The sequence below is a fragment of the Haloferax marinum genome (assembly GCF_009674625.1).
In the GTDB taxonomy this organism is placed as follows: Archaea; Halobacteriota; Halobacteria; order Halobacteriales; family Haloferacaceae; genus Haloferax; species Haloferax marinum.
This window is the reverse complement of record NZ_WKJQ01000001.1, coordinates 13,866-30,078: the sequence shown is the minus strand read 5'-3', so window position 1 is coordinate 30,078 and position 16,213 is coordinate 13,866. Positions and strand designations below refer to the sequence as shown.

The 16,213-nt window shown below is 61.9% G+C and carries 20 protein-coding genes; 8 read left to right on the top strand and 12 right to left on the bottom strand.

Going from position 1 to position 16,213, the window contains the following annotated elements; all coding sequences use genetic code 11:
• Window positions 1-64: 64 nt before the first annotated feature.
• On the top strand, window positions 65-502 hold the full coding sequence (locus tag GJR99_RS00175) for a hypothetical protein (protein ID WP_151108672.1): 438 nt from the start codon (window positions 65-67) through the stop codon (window positions 500-502).
• Between the two features lie 87 nt (window positions 503-589).
• Here the strand turns inward: GJR99_RS00175 and GJR99_RS00170 are convergent, their stop codons facing one another.
• Window positions 590-1,588 carry an ornithine cyclodeaminase family protein gene (locus tag GJR99_RS00170; RefSeq protein ID WP_151108671.1) on the bottom strand — a complete coding sequence of 333 codons (999 nt, stop codon included), beginning with the start codon at window positions 1,586-1,588 and terminating at the stop codon, window positions 590-592.
• Window positions 1,589-1,660: 72 nt separating this feature from the next.
• Window positions 1,661-1,909, bottom strand: a complete 249-nt coding sequence (locus GJR99_RS00165; RefSeq protein WP_151108670.1) for a hypothetical protein — start codon at window positions 1,907-1,909, stop codon at window positions 1,661-1,663.
• Window positions 1,910-2,206: 297 nt separating this feature from the next.
• Here GJR99_RS00165 and GJR99_RS00160 point away from each other — a divergent pair, with 297 nt between their 5' ends.
• Window positions 2,207-3,481 (top strand): MFS transporter, encoded by a 1,275-nt coding sequence (locus GJR99_RS00160; RefSeq protein WP_151113771.1) that lies wholly within the window; start codon window positions 2,207-2,209, stop codon window positions 3,479-3,481.
• 33 nt (window positions 3,482-3,514) lie between these two features.
• Here GJR99_RS00160 and GJR99_RS00155 read toward each other — a convergent pair whose 3' ends face one another.
• Window positions 3,515-3,931, bottom strand: coding sequence for a DUF3054 domain-containing protein (locus GJR99_RS00155; RefSeq protein ID WP_151108669.1), 417 nt, complete (start codon window positions 3,929-3,931; stop codon window positions 3,515-3,517).
• 21 nt (window positions 3,932-3,952) lie between these two features.
• On the bottom strand, window positions 3,953-4,534 hold the full coding sequence (locus GJR99_RS00150; protein WP_151108668.1) for a class I SAM-dependent methyltransferase: 582 nt from the start codon (window positions 4,532-4,534) through the stop codon (window positions 3,953-3,955).
• Window positions 4,535-4,592: 58 nt separating this feature from the next.
• Here GJR99_RS00150 and GJR99_RS00145 point away from each other — a divergent pair, with 58 nt between their 5' ends.
• The 3 genes from GJR99_RS00145 to GJR99_RS00135 all read left to right on the top strand — a co-directional run bounded on the left by GJR99_RS00145 (window position 4,593) and on the right by GJR99_RS00135 (window position 7,707).
• Window positions 4,593-5,204 carry a GNAT family N-acetyltransferase gene (locus tag GJR99_RS00145; protein WP_151108667.1) on the top strand — a complete coding sequence of 204 codons (612 nt, stop codon included), beginning with the start codon at window positions 4,593-4,595 and terminating at the stop codon, window positions 5,202-5,204.
• Between the two features lie 84 nt (window positions 5,205-5,288).
• Window positions 5,289-6,269 carry a flap endonuclease-1 gene (fen, locus tag GJR99_RS00140; RefSeq protein WP_151108666.1) on the top strand — a complete coding sequence of 327 codons (981 nt, stop codon included), beginning with the start codon at window positions 5,289-5,291 and terminating at the stop codon, window positions 6,267-6,269.
• Between the two features lie 64 nt (window positions 6,270-6,333).
• Window positions 6,334-7,707 (top strand): transcriptional initiation protein Tat, encoded by a 1,374-nt coding sequence (locus GJR99_RS00135; RefSeq protein WP_151108665.1) that lies wholly within the window; start codon window positions 6,334-6,336, stop codon window positions 7,705-7,707.
• 16 nt (window positions 7,708-7,723) lie between these two features.
• Here the strand turns inward: GJR99_RS00135 and GJR99_RS00130 are convergent, their stop codons facing one another.
• Window positions 7,724-9,076 (bottom strand): class-III pyridoxal-phosphate-dependent aminotransferase, encoded by a 1,353-nt coding sequence (locus GJR99_RS00130; RefSeq protein WP_151108664.1) that lies wholly within the window; start codon window positions 9,074-9,076, stop codon window positions 7,724-7,726.
• 220 nt (window positions 9,077-9,296) lie between these two features.
• Here GJR99_RS00130 and GJR99_RS00125 point away from each other — a divergent pair, with 220 nt between their 5' ends.
• Window positions 9,297-10,562 (top strand): AI-2E family transporter, encoded by a 1,266-nt coding sequence (locus GJR99_RS00125; protein ID WP_151113769.1) that lies wholly within the window; start codon window positions 9,297-9,299, stop codon window positions 10,560-10,562.
• A gap of 17 nt (window positions 10,563-10,579) precedes the next feature.
• On the opposite strand, the gene GJR99_RS00120 is transcribed toward GJR99_RS00125, so the two are convergent.
• Together GJR99_RS00120 and GJR99_RS17315 are read right to left on the bottom strand one after the other, a co-directional pair.
• A complete protein-coding gene (locus GJR99_RS00120) occupies window positions 10,580-10,867 on the bottom strand; it encodes a PadR family transcriptional regulator (RefSeq protein WP_151108663.1) in 288 nt (95 codons plus the stop codon).
• A gap of 597 nt (window positions 10,868-11,464) precedes the next feature.
• Entirely contained in the window at window positions 11,465-11,611 is a 147-nt protein-coding gene (locus tag GJR99_RS17315) for a hypothetical protein (RefSeq protein WP_191967042.1), read from the bottom strand.
• Window positions 11,612-11,757: 146 nt separating this feature from the next.
• Here GJR99_RS17315 and GJR99_RS00115 point away from each other — a divergent pair, with 146 nt between their 5' ends.
• Entirely contained in the window at window positions 11,758-12,468 is a 711-nt protein-coding gene (locus tag GJR99_RS00115) for a DUF7117 family protein (protein WP_151108662.1), read from the top strand.
• A 91-nt stretch (window positions 12,469-12,559) separates the two neighbouring features.
• Window positions 12,560-12,793: a DUF7385 family protein gene (locus GJR99_RS00110; RefSeq protein WP_151108661.1), complete on the top strand. Its 234-nt coding sequence runs from the start codon at window positions 12,560-12,562 to the stop codon at window positions 12,791-12,793.
• 251 nt (window positions 12,794-13,044) lie between these two features.
• Here the strand turns inward: GJR99_RS00110 and GJR99_RS00105 are convergent, their stop codons facing one another.
• The 5 genes from GJR99_RS00105 to GJR99_RS00085 form a co-directional block, all read right to left on the bottom strand.
• A complete protein-coding gene (locus GJR99_RS00105) occupies window positions 13,045-13,557 on the bottom strand; it encodes an NUDIX domain-containing protein (RefSeq protein ID WP_151108660.1) in 513 nt (170 codons plus the stop codon).
• A 5-nt stretch (window positions 13,558-13,562) separates the two neighbouring features.
• Window positions 13,563-14,456, bottom strand: a complete 894-nt coding sequence (gene folD, locus GJR99_RS00100; RefSeq protein WP_151108659.1) for a bifunctional methylenetetrahydrofolate dehydrogenase/methenyltetrahydrofolate cyclohydrolase FolD — start codon at window positions 14,454-14,456, stop codon at window positions 13,563-13,565.
• Window positions 14,457-14,561: 105 nt separating this feature from the next.
• A complete protein-coding gene (locus tag GJR99_RS00095; protein ID WP_151108658.1) occupies window positions 14,562-15,137 on the bottom strand; it encodes a VIT1/CCC1 transporter family protein in 576 nt (191 codons plus the stop codon).
• Window positions 15,134-15,433: a DUF211 domain-containing protein gene (locus GJR99_RS00090; protein ID WP_151108657.1), complete on the bottom strand. Its 300-nt coding sequence runs from the start codon at window positions 15,431-15,433 to the stop codon at window positions 15,134-15,136. Before GJR99_RS00090 ends, GJR99_RS00095 begins: the two co-directional genes overlap by 4 nt.
• A 79-nt stretch (window positions 15,434-15,512) precedes the next feature.
• Window positions 15,513-16,115 (bottom strand): hypothetical protein, encoded by a 603-nt coding sequence (locus tag GJR99_RS00085; RefSeq protein WP_151108656.1) that lies wholly within the window; start codon window positions 16,113-16,115, stop codon window positions 15,513-15,515.
• Window positions 16,116-16,213: the final 98 nt, after the last annotated feature.

Genomic DNA, 16,213 nt, shown 5'->3' with positions numbered 1-16,213 from the left:
CGTCTCTGCTGACGCTCACTTTTCTCGAAGTAACCGTTTAGACGGCTGACACCGAGAGTCTAGTGTGGCATCGGGTACGTTCACGAAAACCGTCAAACGGGTCGACCGATGGCTCGACCAGGTGTTCTTCGCCGCGTGGGAAGTGTCGGTGCTCGCGATTCCGACGCTCTGGTTGCTCTTGGCCGCGACGCCTCCAGAAGCGGTGTCCTTGTCAGGAACCGCGGCACTCGTCGCGAGCGCCGCAGCAGTCGGGACCTACCGAGGTGAGTACGTCTCGACGGGGACGTGGCCCCGACCCGGACATCTGCCGACACTCCCTGTTCGGTCTGCGTACTACAGTCTCGTCGTCGGTGGAACTGCACTCGTCGGCGCGGCTATGCAGGCCGAGTTCGGGTGGTTCTGGGCGGGCATCATCCTGCCCGTAATCGGTGTGACGGGCGCACTGGCGTTGGTACCGGTCGTCATCGACGCCGTCGAGCGAACTGCCCGCGTTACGATATGAGTACACGGGAAACTCTCCACCAAGTTGAGTACACGGGAAACTCTCCACCGAGTTGAGTACACGGGAAACTCTCCACCGGGTGTTCCCTCACTCACCGGTGAGTGATTCGCTCGCGGGTGAGAAGTCGATAGCCGTCCCGAGGCCTTCGTCGCGTGCCTTCTCGTAGAGCATGTAGGCGGCAGCGACCGTCTCGATACCAGTTCCACCGCTGTCGAAGACGGTTATCTCCTCGTCGTCTTCTCGGCCGGGGACTGTTTCGGCCACGACGTCTCCGAGTTCGGCGTAGATGTGGTCTTCGTCGACGACGCCTTCCTCCACGGCGGCGAGGAACGACCCGGCGTCCATCGTCGCACGTTCGCGCAGGTCGGGGACGTACTTCGCCCGCTCGATGGTCGTCGTGTCGAGTTCGCGTTTGTTCGGATGGTACTGCCCCATGGCGGTGACGTGTGTCCCCGGTTCGAGCAAGTCACCGTCGAACACCGGTTCAGACGCGGTCGTCGCCGTGACGACGATATCTGCCCCTTCGACGGCGGCGGCACTGGAGGCGACGGCGGCGACGCTGGCGTCGAGATGACGGTCCATCTCGCCGGCGAACTGTTCGCGGCTTTCTTTCGTCGGAGAGTAGACCCAGACGGATTCGAGGTCACGAACCGCGTCGATTGCTCGAATTTGGCCGCGTGCCTGTGCGCCACTTCCGATGAGTGCGACCGACGAGGCGTCTTCGCGGGCAAGTACATCGACCGCGACACCACCCGCAGCACCGGTCTTGAACGGGTTCATACTCGCGCCGTCGAGCAGTGCGAGCGGTTCGCCCGACTCGGCGTCGAAAAGCGGCGTCATGAACCACGCGTCCGTCGCACCGAACCCGGCAGAGTACATGTACCCACCCATCGCCCCGGTATCCGGAAGCACCGCTGCGTACGTCGTGAACATCCCCGGCGGGTCGCGGTTCAGCAACTTCGTCCGGGGTTCAGCAGGCGCGCCGTCTCCCCGCTGTCGATAGCCTTCTCGGACGGCCTCGACGTACTCTGCTGGCGTCGCCAGCCCACTCACGTCGTCGCTCGTGAGAAACAACGTCTCTGTCATGTTCGGTAAAACGAGACCTGCGGTCAAAACCCTGCGGGCCGTGCCATCGGATGGCCGGTGCAGCGTCTGGAGTTAGTCTGCGTCGAGAACGGGCGATGCGGGAGCTGCGTCAGCAGGACCGGATTGGTCGGTGTGTCGGGCAATCGGCGTCGGAGACGTCGGGCCGTTCACGAAGAGTGCGTGTCCGGTGAGGAGCGCCGAAACTCCCGCTGCCATCGGAACTGCCGTGGTCAACTGCAACCCGAACACGACGAGTGATGCGGTGATGCCGACGAGTGCGAGCGGGATGAGCCCAAGAATGTAGTCGTAATATCCGGTCATAATATATATTATTATACGAGTGTAACTGGTATAGTTCTTTTCCATAGATGATTGATATTCTTGGCATGGCTTCGATAACACATTCTCATAACTTATGAGAAAATAATCGCTATACTGCGACGGTATTATAAATAATAATGATAATCAGGAGTGTGAAAAAATCTGTCTTGCATCGTTTGAACATTCAGTACACACCTTTCGAGCGGGACACATCTGCCGCGACTACACACCGTTAACCGTGTTGGACTCGTGCGAGTCCACGTGAATCGAAACGACCGCGCAATCACCGCTCTAGTGATGCTCGCCCACGGGATGGTTCACACGTACGAACTGTCTATCCCCATCTTCGTCGCTATCTGGCTTCGCGAGTACACCACTATCGACCTCGGTCTCACAGCAATCCCCGTCACGACTGCATCCCTCGGCGTGATGGCTGGCCTCGGCTTTGCGCTGTTCGGCCTCGGTGCGCTTCCGGGAGGTGTTCTCGTCGACCGCCTCGGGTCGAAGCGACTCATCGTCGGCTGTCTCGTCGGGATGGCTGGCTCGTTCGTCCTCCTCGCGGCGGCCCCGAACCTCGTCGTCGTCGCCATCGCACTCCTCGTCTGGGGCGCTGCAGCGAGTGTGTACCACCCGGCAGGCCTCAGTCTCATCAGTACGGGTGTCGAAGAACGAGGGACTGGATTCGCCTACCACGGCATCGCTGGAAACATCGGCATCGGGTTCGGTCCGTTTCTGACGGCGCTGTTGTTGCTCTTTTTCGACTGGCATCTCGTCGCTGGCATCCTCGCCGTTCCGGCGATTCTCGCCGCCGTGCTCGCGACTCGTGCCGACTTCGAAGAGCAAGCGGCCGTCGCCACTGCCGACGGTGGGAACGCCGCCAACAAAGCAAAGACGGGTGTCTCCTCGTTCAGTGAGTTCGTCTCACAGTCGAAACTTCTCTTCGCCAGCGGGTTCGCCCTCGTCTTCACGCTGGTGATGTTCTCCGGCCTCTACTACCGTGGCGTCACGACGTTCCTCCCCGACCTCATCGGGTCTGTTCTCGGTATCGAACCGATTCCGATTTCGGCGCTGCTGCCCGCCTCGCTCCTCGCTGGGTCGGCCAGCGCGACGCCGACGCTCGACGTCGAACTCTACGTCTACGCTGGACTCCTCACGGTCGGTGTCTTCGGGCAGTACGTCGGCGGAAAGCTCACCGACAGAATCAGAACCGAACGTGGTCTCGTCGTCGGATTCTCTGCACTCGCAGTCGTCGCACTCGCGTTCTTCCCCGTCGCGAGTCTCGGGACCCTCCCACTGCTCGCCATCTGCGCCCTGTTGGGCTTTTTCCTCTTCATGGTCCAACCGTTCTACCAAGCAACCGTCGCCGAGTACACGCCGGCGGGGCTCCGTGGCCTCTCCTACGGGTTCACGTATCTCGGCGTCTTCGGCGTCGGCGCACTCGGTGGGGCAGTCGCGGGATTCATCCTCGCCGTCGCGACGCCAACAGCGCTCTTCGTCGTCCTCGCCGGGTTCGCCACGGTGGCGGCGCTCCTCGGTCTGACGCTGTTACGGAAACGGCCGGCGCCTGCCTGACACGGAAGCGACGGCCAAAATTCGACTTTTTCGTTAGACGAGACGGAAGTACAGGGTTCGCCACACACCCAGTGCAATCGACCCGAGGACGAGCATCACACCGATGAAGATGGGGTCTGCACCGCCGTCGAACAGCGGCGTCCAGCGAATCACGGCACCGAGAATCGCGGCGACGAGCCACGAGCGAATGCCCAGCGGGACGGCCGACTTCGCGGACTCGGCCGCACCAGGGGAGTACGCACCGAGGAGCGGTGCGACGAGGCCCCACGCGACGATGAACGGCACGGCAGTGAGGACCCACGCGACGGGGTCGGTCGAGAGGTACGACACGCCATTGTGTTGAATCACGCCGACGGTCACGAGGAGGAAGATGACGAGGATGTCGCCCACGGCGAGCGGTAAGGCCCCGGCATCGAGTCGCTCCTCGAGGAAGGACGTCGAAGTTGCCATATGCGTGAATTCGTGGCCCCCCTAATGGCTCTCCCGCTTTTTCGCGACGACCGTGTACTCGAATCCTGTTTCCAGCACCGTCGCGTCGAAACCAACTCGTTCGAGAAGCCGCGTAAGCGCAGGTGGTGCGAAGAACGTCGACCCGAACCCAACGACGCGTTCGGCGAGGACGAGTCCGCGTCCAAGGGCGGTCTCCGGGTCGAACTCGCTGATTGCGAAGACGCCACCGGGTTCGAGAACACGGTAGACTTCTTCGGCGACTGACTGCTGGTTCGGCATGTGGTGGAACGCGTCGACGACCGTCACCGCGTCGACCGAATCGTCGGCGAACGGGAGCGAACGCGCGTCCCCACGGACACAGTCGAGGCCACGCCCGCGTGCCCGCCTGAGCATCCCTGCGGAGACGTCGAAGACGACACGGTCGGTGACGTCGAGTGCGAGTGTCGCCCGACCAGAGCCACCGCCGATATCGACGACGCGTTCGACGGGGATGTCGGCGCGTTCGAGTGCCTCGTTGAGTGTCTTCGCCTCGGCGGCGGGCATCACGAGGTCGTAGAGGGGGGCGATTCGGTCGAAGAATCGGACGTCGCCGACACCGTGCATGAACACACAGACACACCGACCGGGGAAGGTTCTTGCGCGACGAGCGACTCGGTTACCTATGGAGTTTGTCGTACTCGGATGGCCGGACGACGGGCCGCGCCTTCGCCTCGATTACCGACGGTTCGCGTACGCCGGCAAGTTCGTGACGGCACAGACTGGCAAGGCAGTGCTCCGAGACGACGACCCACTCCCACCGCTCGACGACGAACGACCGTCGCCGACTGGCGGCCCAGATTCGCTCCCACCGCTGGCAGAGGACGTCGTCGCGGCCGTCGCGTTCAACGAAGACCGAACCGACCCGACGACCCTGTGGATTCGGTACGTCACCGTCAGACGCGACAGACGAGGTGCGGGACTCGGCCCCGAACTGCTCAGAGAGACTGCCGACGCTATCGCAGAACAGGGGTACGAGACAGTCCGTATCGCCACGAACAATCCCTTTGCCTACGAGGCGTGTCACAAAGCTGGGTTCGGGTGGACGGGACGCGAGACGGGGATGGCCGAACTGGTACTCGAACGGCCAGCAGACACACCGGCGTCGGTCTCACGGGAGACGTACCAGTCAGGACTGGACCGATACCGCGCCCGTGACCTGGACGACAGACAGCGGTCGTTTCTCGCAACCCGTGAAGGGACTGACCCACCGTCGATACCGTCTGAAGACTCCTGAATACGGCTGCCCACTCGCCGACACTCGTTTTTCAGCCACCGGCACTCGTACCATTGAAACCCTCGCCCCCCGAACGTCCGGCAAATGGGAAACGCAGACTTGCGGACGCTCGCGGCACTCTCTGATATCTCGTTCGACGAGGTTGCTGGGAGCGTCGTCGCCGTGGACGCCCACAACTGGCTGTACCGCTATCTCACGACGACGGTCAAGTGGACGAGTTCCGAGAAGTACACGACGAGCGAGGGCGAAGAAGTCGCCAACCTCGTCGGTATCGTCCAGGGGCTTCCCAAGTTCTTCGAACACGACTTGACGCCGGTGTTCGTCTTCGACGGTGGCGTCACGGAGATGAAAGACGACGAGGTTGCCAAGCGACGCGAACAGCGCGAGAAAGCCGAAGAACGCCTCGAAGAAGCGCGTGAGGCAGGCGATGCCGTCGAGGCCGCGCGAATGGAGGCTCGAACCCAACGACTCACCCAGACGATTCAGGACACCAGCAGGGAACTGCTTCGCCTCCTCGACGTCCCTGTCGTCGAAGCACCCGCCGAAGGCGAGGCACAGGCGTCCTACATGGCCCGGAAGGGCGACGCCGACTACGTCGGCAGCGAGGACTACGACACGCTCTTGTTCGGCGCACCGTACACGCTCCGGCAACTCACGAGCAAGGGGAACCCCGAACTGATGGACCTCGAAGGAACCCTCGACAAACACGACATCACCTACGAGCAACTCGTGGACATCGCCATGCTCTGTGGGACTGACTTCAACGAGGGAATCACCGGTGTCGGCCCGAAGACGGCCGTCAAACTCGTCAAGGAACACGGCGACCTGTGGGCCGTCCTCGAAGCACGCGGCGACACCATCCCGAACGCCGACAGAGTCCGCGAGTTCTTCCTCGACCCACCAGTCACCGACGACTACGACTACACCACCGATATCGACCCGGACGTGGCCGCCGCCCGCGAGTACGTCACCGAGACCTGGGAAGTCGACGCCGACGAAGTCAAACGAGGATTCGAGCGTATCGAAGAGTCGGTCACGCAGACCGGATTGGACCGCTGGACGTAGGTCACCCTCCGAGAATTGACGAAGAGCCAACACATTTACACGAGTTTGTTTCGAGATTCGCCGTATGACCCCCGACGAGCAACGTCCTCCCACCTCCCCAGACGACGACCATCGGGCTTTACTCTCACGTCGCCAACTCCTCGGCCTCCTCGGTGGCGGAAGTGTCCTCGCCGGAGTCGGTTGGTTCGCCCCCGAATGGCTCCCCGACTCGGTGACTGACACGCTGACGACGATGTATCCAGACCCGTCGAGTAACTACGTCTGGCGGCCACCCGTGAGCGACGAACACGCCGACGAGGCGGTACAACGACTCGAGGAGACGGTCGAACGGGCGAAGGAGTTGCGTTCGCGAGTCGACCTCGATTCGGTCGACGAGGATATGCGCTTTCACCTTCGCGGGTCGCCAGCGGGTGGTCACCTCGAATCCGCCAGAGACGAACGAAGCGCCCGCGACCGACTCCGTTCGGCGACCTCCGGACTCCTGTACGCCGGCGAGACCGTCGGCTACGCGAAGATTGTGCTCGGCGAAGCGAACCCGAACGCCCGTCTCGAACGCGGCCGTGAACTGCGAGAGGCGACCGACGACGTCGCCGACTCCATCTCCGAGTACCGCGTCACCGACCCCGGCCGCGACCTCGGGTATCTCTACGCTATCGAACGTGAACTGTCATTTGCCCGCGTCAGTTCGAACTGGAGTGGGACGTACACCGGCGGCGACCCCGACTCGGTCGAGGACTACTCACCGCACGGACTCGCGAGCACGTGGGGGTCACAGTTGAAAGCGGAACAGCGACTCGAGAACGCACGCCACTACCGCGAGCAGTATCGTTCGGGCCTCGGAGACGACCCACAACCACGTCGAGAGCGACTGGACGACGCGGTGCTCGGCCTCCTCGCCGAACTCGACCGGTATCCGAGGCGCGACGAGATGCGGGCGACATTCGAAGACGAACTCGAACTCGACCAGTCGTCGCCCTACGGGGCTGCCCGCTGGGAGTTGTACACGCTGTGTTTCGACAACGACTTCCGGTCCTACGGTGAGGACTTCCGCCGAGACCTGACTGTGCTTCGCGTCGTGAAGACTGCAAACGCACTCCTCGCGCGACAGGCCCACGACGTCGCCCTCTCTGAACTCGACGTGGACCCCGACGACACCGACTACGACTCCGGGCAAACGTTTCGGGCCAAGCGACGGGCGATGCGCGACTTTCGGGCGACGCGAAGCGAGTACGATTCGAACTTTGCAGGCGTCGTCGCGAGTGAGGCGGCGAGCATTATCCGCGGTGGCGACGTGGGACTCACGGGGAGGTTCGACCACGGGAGGCCCGCGTGGCAAGACCGCGTCGAGTCGTCCGTGTACTACCTCGTCGGCGGGGAAATGATGCGTAATCTCGGCGACGTGGTCGACCCACTGCTTCGCGTCGAAACGAGCGGCTAAAGACGAGTCTGCCGGCTTACGACACGTCCTCGATTGCGTCGAGGAGCATCTCTGCACCGATGTCGATTTCGCGTTCGGTCACGTCGAGCGGCGGGAGGATACGGAGGACCTTGTATCCGCACGCGAGGGTGAGGAGACCGCGTTTGAGCGCCGCTTCGAGCACGGCGTTGCGGCGCTCGTGGGTGTCGAACTCGACACCGAGGAGGAGGCCCTTGCCGCGGACGTCCACGACCGCATCGGGTGCAGCGTCCCGCATCGTCTCTTTGAACTGACGCCCACGGGCGACGGCGTTGTCCATCAGGTCGTACTCTTCGATTGCTTCGAGGGTGAACACACCCTGCATGGAGGAGAGGATGTCGCCGGCACCCCACGTCGAGGAGAGGCGACTCTTCTCTTCGGGGAAGATGTCCGAGTTCGAGATGGTCGCGCCGACGCGGAGTCCCTTCGCGCCGGTGATGATGTCTGGTTCCATCGGGTAGTGGTCTGCGCCCCACATCTCACCGGTTCGACCCACGCCAGTCTGAATCTCGTCGGCGATGAGCGTCAGGTCGTAGTCCTCGACGACTGACGCGAGTTCGTCGGCGAAGGCGTCCGACGGGAAGCGATAGCCGCCTTCGCCCTGAATCGGTTCGACGATGACGTAGGAGACTTCGGAGGCGTCGACGTTGCCCTTCTTGGGGTGGAGTTTCTGTCGGAGTTTCGAGACGGCCGACTCGGGGTCGGGGAAGAAACCACACGAACAGGTTTCGGCCGTACACGACCGGTCGTCACAGAACGGCACGTCGAAGACACCGGAGATTTCGGGGAAGTTGCGGCGGTAGACAGATTTCGACCGGTTGAGCGAGAGCGCGCCGAGCGTTCGGCCGTGGAACGCGCCCTCGAACGTGATGCCGTATTTGGCGCCACCGGAGTTGTCGTAGGCGATTTTGATGGCGTTCTCGACGGCCTCGGCACCGGAGTTCGAGAGGAACACCGTGTCCATCCCGTAGTGACTCGTGAGGTCCGCCAGTTTGTCCATGAGAGCGGCGGGACCGGGCAACTCCTCTTCGCCGGGCGACGACCCGTCGCTGACGTAGAAGTCCTGTCCAGCTATTTTGGTCGGGTCGACCAGGTCGAACTCCGCCATCCGGTCGAGTAGCTTTGGGTTGTTGTAACCGAGGGGCGCAGCAGCGACGTGGCTCGTGAAGTCGAGGAGGACGTTGCCATCTACGTCGGTACAGAAGGGGCCTTCTGCGTCTTCGGTGATGTCCCAGACGAAGTCGTAGACGTATGTACTCGGTGCGGCGTGTTCCTGGTGGTACGAGGCCCACTCTTTCGCCCGTTCGCCGGGCATCGAATCGACGTGGGGGACCACCGTCTCTCGGTCCATGCGGGCCGCTACGGAGACCCGTATGTTAAGATATTCGTTATTAATGGGGCAAAATCGGCGACAGCACCCCGACGTCTTCCGGTTTCGACACGCCCAGTTCGGCAGTCATCGGCGTCGCTGAGGGCCGTGTGACGGAACCTGTCGGGTCCACGATAGGCTTTTGGCCTTTCCCTGTCGGACATACTCTATGGCGCTTCGTGACATAGAACGTTCTCGCGTAATGTGGTGGTCCGTGGCCGCGGCCCTCGCGGGTGCGTTCATCTACATCGTCTACTCGTTTATCGGCACGTTCGTCTTCGGCCTGTTCATCTACTACGCGACGCGCCCGATTTACCGCCGCATCCGACGGCGAGTTCGGCCACCAAGTCTCGCGGCGACGGTGGCGATGTTCGCACTCGCCCTTCCCGTGTTGGGACTCATGGCGTACTCCGCAACCATCGCGCTCCGTGAGTTCGTCAAATACGCCAACCAACTCTCTGCCGACGACGCTCAGATTAGCCTCGCCGCCTACGGTATCGACCCCGAAATCGTCGAGAGTATCGCGAGTCCACAGGCGCTGTTGGCGTACGACTTTCAGTCACTCCTCACGCCGAGTGCCGCCTCGTCGGTGTTCGATTCCCTCACCGTCGCCGCCGACACCGTTGCCTTCCTCGGAATCGGTGCAGTCCACCTGTTCATCATGATCGCCTTCGCGTTCTATCTGCTCCGTGATGGACACAAACTCGGTCGGTGGGGCCGGTCGGTGTTCGCGGACGACGAAGGAATCTTGGAAGCGTATCTCCGCGCCGTCGACCGAGACTTCAACAACATCTTCTTCGGAAACATCCTCAACGCAGTTCTCACGGGGACTATCGGCGTCATCGCGTACTCGCTTCTGAACGTCGCCGCACCACCGGGTGTGAACATTCCTGCACCGGCACTCGTCGGACTGCTCGCCGGCATCGCGAGTCTCATCCCCGTCGTCGGGATGAAACTCGTCTACGTCCCCGTCACGCTGTATATGGCCGGTCAGGCGTTCGTTGCGAACCCACCCGGACTGTGGTTCGTCGTTCTCTTTGCGGCCGTTTCGTTCGTCGTCGTCGACACGATTCCGGACCTCGTGCTCAGACCGTACGTCTCCGGACGGAGTCTCCACGTCGGTGCCGTGATGATTGCCTATACGTTCGGTCCGCTCCTCTTCGGTTGGTACGGTATCTTCCTCATGCCGATGATTCTCGTGTTGCTCGTGAACTTCGCACGACTCGTCCTTCCAGAGTTGCTGGCCGGCAAACCGATCCGGCCGTACATGGTCGACCCGGCTTATCTCGTCGGTGGACCCTCGATGGAACTGGACCGAGACGCCGACGACTCGTCAGAAGACGAAAATCGGTCGGGAGAAGAAGACCGCGAGAACGACTTCGATATTACCGACGAGTTGGCTGACCGCGGTGAAGAACGGGCGAGTCGGGACTCCCGGCCGCCGTCAGATGCCGGTCTCGACGGCTGAACGACCGTCGAACGACGTCAGGCTTCGAAGTCTTCAGTTATGTACTCTGCTTCCCACTCGTCTCGTGCTTTGATTTCACGGCGACCACGACGCGTGAGCGTGTAGTAGTTGGTTCGTCGGTCACGCTGTCCTTTGTCTACGAGTCCCTTCTCGACCAGCGTGTCGAGGTTCGGGTAGAGACGGCCGTGGTGAATCTCCTTTTCGTAATACGCTTCGAGTTCTTCTTTGATAGCGAGGCCGTGGGGTTCTTCGAGTCCCGCGATGACGTACAGAAGGTCTCGCTGGAATCCTGTCAGGTCGTACATCGGTAATTTCGAACCGTATGTTCTTGTCTAATTCAAATAAATATATCGGCATCAATCGAAGATTCAGTACAACTACGGCCTCTAGACTCCGAAAATGAGTCTTCGAATTGTGTATCACCGTTTACCAATTATTTGGAATTTCAGTTTCGACTTCTGGATATGTTCGTGAGTGGATGGCTCTTGTCAAACTATGCCACGACGTATCACGATTTGGGGTCTGTGATGGAACTCGTCGAACGCTGGTCGAGCGTCGTCGAGACTGAATAGACGCAGGGGCTCTGAGAAGCGTAGGAGCTCTTGGTCAGTAGGTTTCGTGTAGAAGGAAAGCAAGCCGTGCCGGAAAAACCCGGCACGGCATGCCGCCCTGAATTGGTCCCCGCTGACGCTTCGGCCCTCCAAAGCGAAGCGTCACTTACCGCTTCCGTTCGGTTTTACTTAAAGATAACGACGCGTGACAATCATTGACAACAGAACGATACGTACACGGTGACGATATCGATACGAACGATACGTACACGGTAACGATATCGACGTGACCGATGCGTACCTCATACAAACCGGGTACGAACAGTCCCGTCCCCCGCGTCTCTCCCGACGTCACATGTGCTCTTCTTCGAGAACCCACCCGAGCGCTCGCCGATAATGCGTGAGAAGTTTCCGAACGCCCTCGTGTCGCATATCCTCGGACTCCAGTTCTTCCTTCAGAAATTCGTACTGCTCTCGGACTTCCGCTTCGCTGCGCATGTGTCGCCTCTGGTCCCCCTGCCGTATGTAGCCTCGCCATTCATGTTAATTTTCTAACTATTGTGTTCTCGTGAACCGATGCCACTCCCGGCCCGCTTCGGCCGAGTGTCGTCGTGTTTTTGCGCCGGCGGAACGAACAGCGCGATATGGAGATACGCGGCGACCGAGAGTGCAAGGACTGCGGTCGGCGGTGGTCCTACTACGAGACTGGGAGCGTGTCGTGTCCGAACTGTGGGAGTATGCGGAGCGTCGGCGTCGGAGACAGAAAACACCACACCGCCGCACAGGCGACGCTGGACCTTTCGAAACACCGGAGCGCAGTGGGTGACGGGACCATCCGTGACGCCGCACCGGCGCTGAAATCCGACCTCAGAGAGTACGTACGAAAAGTCGGTTACATCCACGGCGGCGAACTCCTCCCGCTCGACGACGCCTCGCTGGCCGCCCACGAACTCCTCCACGCCGTCGACGTCGTCGCACGGTCGAACCGGCCGACCGACGACGAGCAACTGTTCGTCATCGACCTGCTTCGCGGGGCCGACGAAGGCACTCGTCCAGACCCGACTTCTGTTCCGAACTCACTGGCCGACGCCCGTGGGCTCGCCTACGCCAACGCCATCGAAGCATACCATCACGACCTGACGACGTGGCTCGACGAGCACCCCGACCCAGAAGCACGAACCACACTCGGAACGCTCTCGAACCACCTCAAACGCGTCGAGGCGCTCGAAGGAGACATCTCCATTTCGGAGTCCGAGACGCTCGTCGACGTCGCTCGCGGTATCCACACCTACCTCACGGAGGACGACCTGGACGCCCTCGCGTCGGCACGCGACCAACTCTCGGCGCTCCTCTAACCACCGCGAGCGACGCCAAGAGTGGCGTGAATCGGCTCACGCTCCCGCTGTTCACCGAACGCTTTTGCCCCCAGACGACTCTTCGCAGACGATGCCCACAGGATTCGACGTCCACGAGGTCCGCCACCGTGTGAAACTGCTCCGCGACGACGGCGACACCATGCTCGTCGAGAACCGCGACGGTGTCGATTGCCCTGCCTGTGGTGAGGCGTTCTCGCAACTGCTCGTCTCCGAGCGTTCGGCACACAGTTTCGATATCGACGCCGACGTCCGGTTCTGTGTCCGCCGTGAAGACGAGAGACTGCTCATCGCGACACACGAGTAGCAGTCGCACCGACCAGAGACAGGATACGAGAGTACCAATCGACGATAGGATACGAGAACGAAGCGGAGGAGAAGACGTGCCGGAGGAGAAGATGTGCCGGAGGAGAAGATGTGCCGGAGGAGAAGATGTGCCGGAGGAGAAGATGTGCCGGAGGAGAAGATGTGCCGGAGGAGAAGATGTGCCGGAGGAGAAGATGTGCCGGAGGAGAAGATGTGCCGGAGGAGAAGATGTGCCGGAGGAGAACGCCTGCGTCAGCGGGACCGTAAAAACGCGACTAGCGGTCGGTCGAGCGTGTCTTCGGGAGGTGTCTCGAACCACGAGACGTCGGCTATCGCCTCGTCTTCGAGTCCGGGGTCGTCGGTGAGTTCGCCGTCGACGGCGACGTCGTAGATTGCGAAGTGGAACGTCACGGCGTCGTCGCCGTGCGTGAACGTCTGTTCTGTGACGACTCGAAGCGTCTCGATAGTCGCCTCCAGACCGGTCTCCTCCCGAATCTCTCGAACCAGTGCGTCTGTCTTCGACTCGCCCGATTCGACGCCCCCGCCGGGGAGGACCCACTTGCCGTCCTGCCGGACGAGGAGAATCGACCCATCTCGGTCACAGAACCCGGCGACGCCCCAGTCGAGGCCGTCACGGATTCGTGTGGCGAGGCGGTCGAACGTGTCGGCGTCGAGGTCACGGCGGTTGCGACGCTGGACGACACCGTCGTCGTCTATCGTCCACTCGCCATCGATACCCGGCGGTGCCCCCATCTGTCTCTCCATCCGACTCAGGGGAGGTCGATATCGACGTCTTCGGCTTCTGCGGCCGCTTTGACGGTGTTCCAGAGGAGCATCGCGCGCGTCATCGGGCCGACGCCACCGGGGACGGGCGTGATTGCGCTCGCCTTCTCCTTGGCGGAGTCGAACTCCACGTCACCGACGAGTTCGTACCCTTTCTCGTTGTCCGCGTCCACACGGTTGACGCCCACGTCGATGACGACGGTGTCCTCCGAGAGCATGTCACCCGTGACGAGTTCGGGGACGCCGACGGCGGCGATGACGATGTCGGCCTGTCGTGTCTTCGCGGCGAGGTCCTTCGTGCGGGAGTGACAGACGGTCACCGTGGCGTTGCCACCTGCTGCTTTCTGGATGAGCAGGTTCGCCATCGGCTTGCCGACGATGTCCGACCGGCCGACGACGACCACGTCTGCCCCCTCGGTCTCGACGTCGACCGAAGCGAGAAGTTTCTGGATTCCGTGGGGTGTGCAGGGTTTGAAGCGCGCGTCGCCCGCAACGAGGCGGCCCACGTTCTCGGGGTGGAAGCCGTCGACGTCTTTCGCGGGGTCGATGCGGCGGAGGACCGTCCGGTCGTCGACGTGGTCGGGGACGGGCATCTGCACGAGGATGCCGTGCACGTCGTCGTCCTCGTTCAGGTCGTCGACGAGCGAGTAGAGTTCGTCCGCAGGAGTGTCCGAGTCGAGGTGGTGGTCGAACGCCTCGATACCGACTTCTTCGCAGTCGCGCTGTTTCATCGCGACGTACGTCTCACTCGCAGGGTCGTCGCTCATCAGCACCGTCGCGAGTCCCGGTTTCACGCCGGCGTCGTCGAGGGCGTCGATGGCGTCGGTCAGCCCGGACCGGATCTCCTCTGCGACGGCGTTCCCGTCGATGATGGTCGTCATTGCCTGTGGGTGTGAGGCCCGACCATTTCAAAGATTCGGAATCGTGCCTATTCTACGTTTCAAAACAGAGTAAATATCCACATTCGTGCCTATTTTCCCCGTGACTCACCCGCCGAACAACAGGTTCACGGCGGCCACCGCGACGCCCGCGAGTGCCATTCGAACCCCTGCGACGTACCATCGCTGCCCCGAAATCGACCCCATGTACGACCCGAAGGTGAACAGAATCCCGGTCCCGAGTGCGACGGAGGTGGCCGTCGCCGTCAGCATGGTAAACAGCGACCCGACGGCGAGAAACGGAAGGAGTGGAACGACGATGCTGACGAGTGGTCCGAGTCCGCTGGCGACGGCGTTGATTCCGCGGGCGATGACTTTGTCGCGTTCGACCGCGGTGCCGCTCAGGTCGGTCAACATCGCGTCTTCGATGCGGTCGAGTTCGGCCAACTTCTCGGCGCGTTCTATCTCCCAGACGCTCCAGACGCCCGACGTGGTGAGGCCGATGGCCGCGCCGAGGCCGATTTTCACCACTATCTGGCCGTCGGTGACGCCAGTGAGAAACGCGCCGATGACGACACCGATGCAGGTCAGTGCACCGTCGAATCCGTTGGAGACGAAGTAGCGACGAGAGATGGCACGAACCTGCTCTTGTCCGAGTACGGAAACGAGTCGCTGCGGCGTCACGGTGGCAACCAGTCCTGCGGGATATCTCGTGAATCGACCATCTGTTCGCCGGCGACGACTTCGTCGATGGAGTGGACTGTCCCGCTGAGGTCGACGATTCGGTGTTCGACTGCCTCGACGTCGATGTCGTCGCCCTCGACGACGAGTCTGACGTTCTCCACGTCGCGGTCTGTCTCGAGAAGCAAGGCGTTCGCCCCGCTGACACCGGATACAGACGCCACTTCACGGGCTAACTCCACCTTCGACGGTGCGTGCGGTTTCAACACGTCGAGAACGAGGCGACGAATCGGTGCCATAGTCTGGCGAACGTTGGGTCCGGCAGGTAATAGTGTTACTCTGCGAAGATGTTCTACAACTCGTCCGGTCGATGGCGACTCAACACGTCGCGTCGGCGAACGACTTGGGTTCCGACCCCTGTCGTTCCGTCCGCATCGTCCCAGTTTCGAGGTTCACGAGCATCGCCTGGCCACCGTAGCCGTGGGTCTGGTCGTGACCGCGGACGACCACGCACGTCGTCTCCTCCGGAATCGCGATGGTCTCCGAGCGAGTGAACTCCTGTGTCCCGTGGGCGTGCAAGAGTTCTCGCCTGCCGAGTTCGGTTCCGTCGAGTGATTCGACGACCCACCAGTTGGCGTAGCCATCCTCTCCGTCGTCGTCGTGGAGGAGCGTCACCGAGAATCGGTAGTCGCTGCCCGACTGCTCGAGCGAGACGCCCATCACGTTCGCCTCGCGCAGGTCGAGTTCGTCGGAACCGCCGCCGGTGTCGTCCGTGCCGCCGCCGGTGTCGTCCGTGGTGGTGCCACCGTTGGGTTCGGTCGTCTCTGAAGTAGTAGCCGGGTCGTCTGAGGGCTCGTCGGGCGTCTGGGTCGCTGCTGTCGTCTCGTCGTCGGTCATATCTTCGGTCCCACCTGGAGACGTACAACCGGCCACTGCGGCGAGCGCCACCGTGAACGAACTGAGGAGGGTGCGTCTTCGCATCGGGATAGTCCAGATACGACTGGAATCGACAAAAAGGCGGGTCGGTGTGTCGGGGGCGACACACGACTCACTGGAGACGAGAGAAAAACGGAGAACGA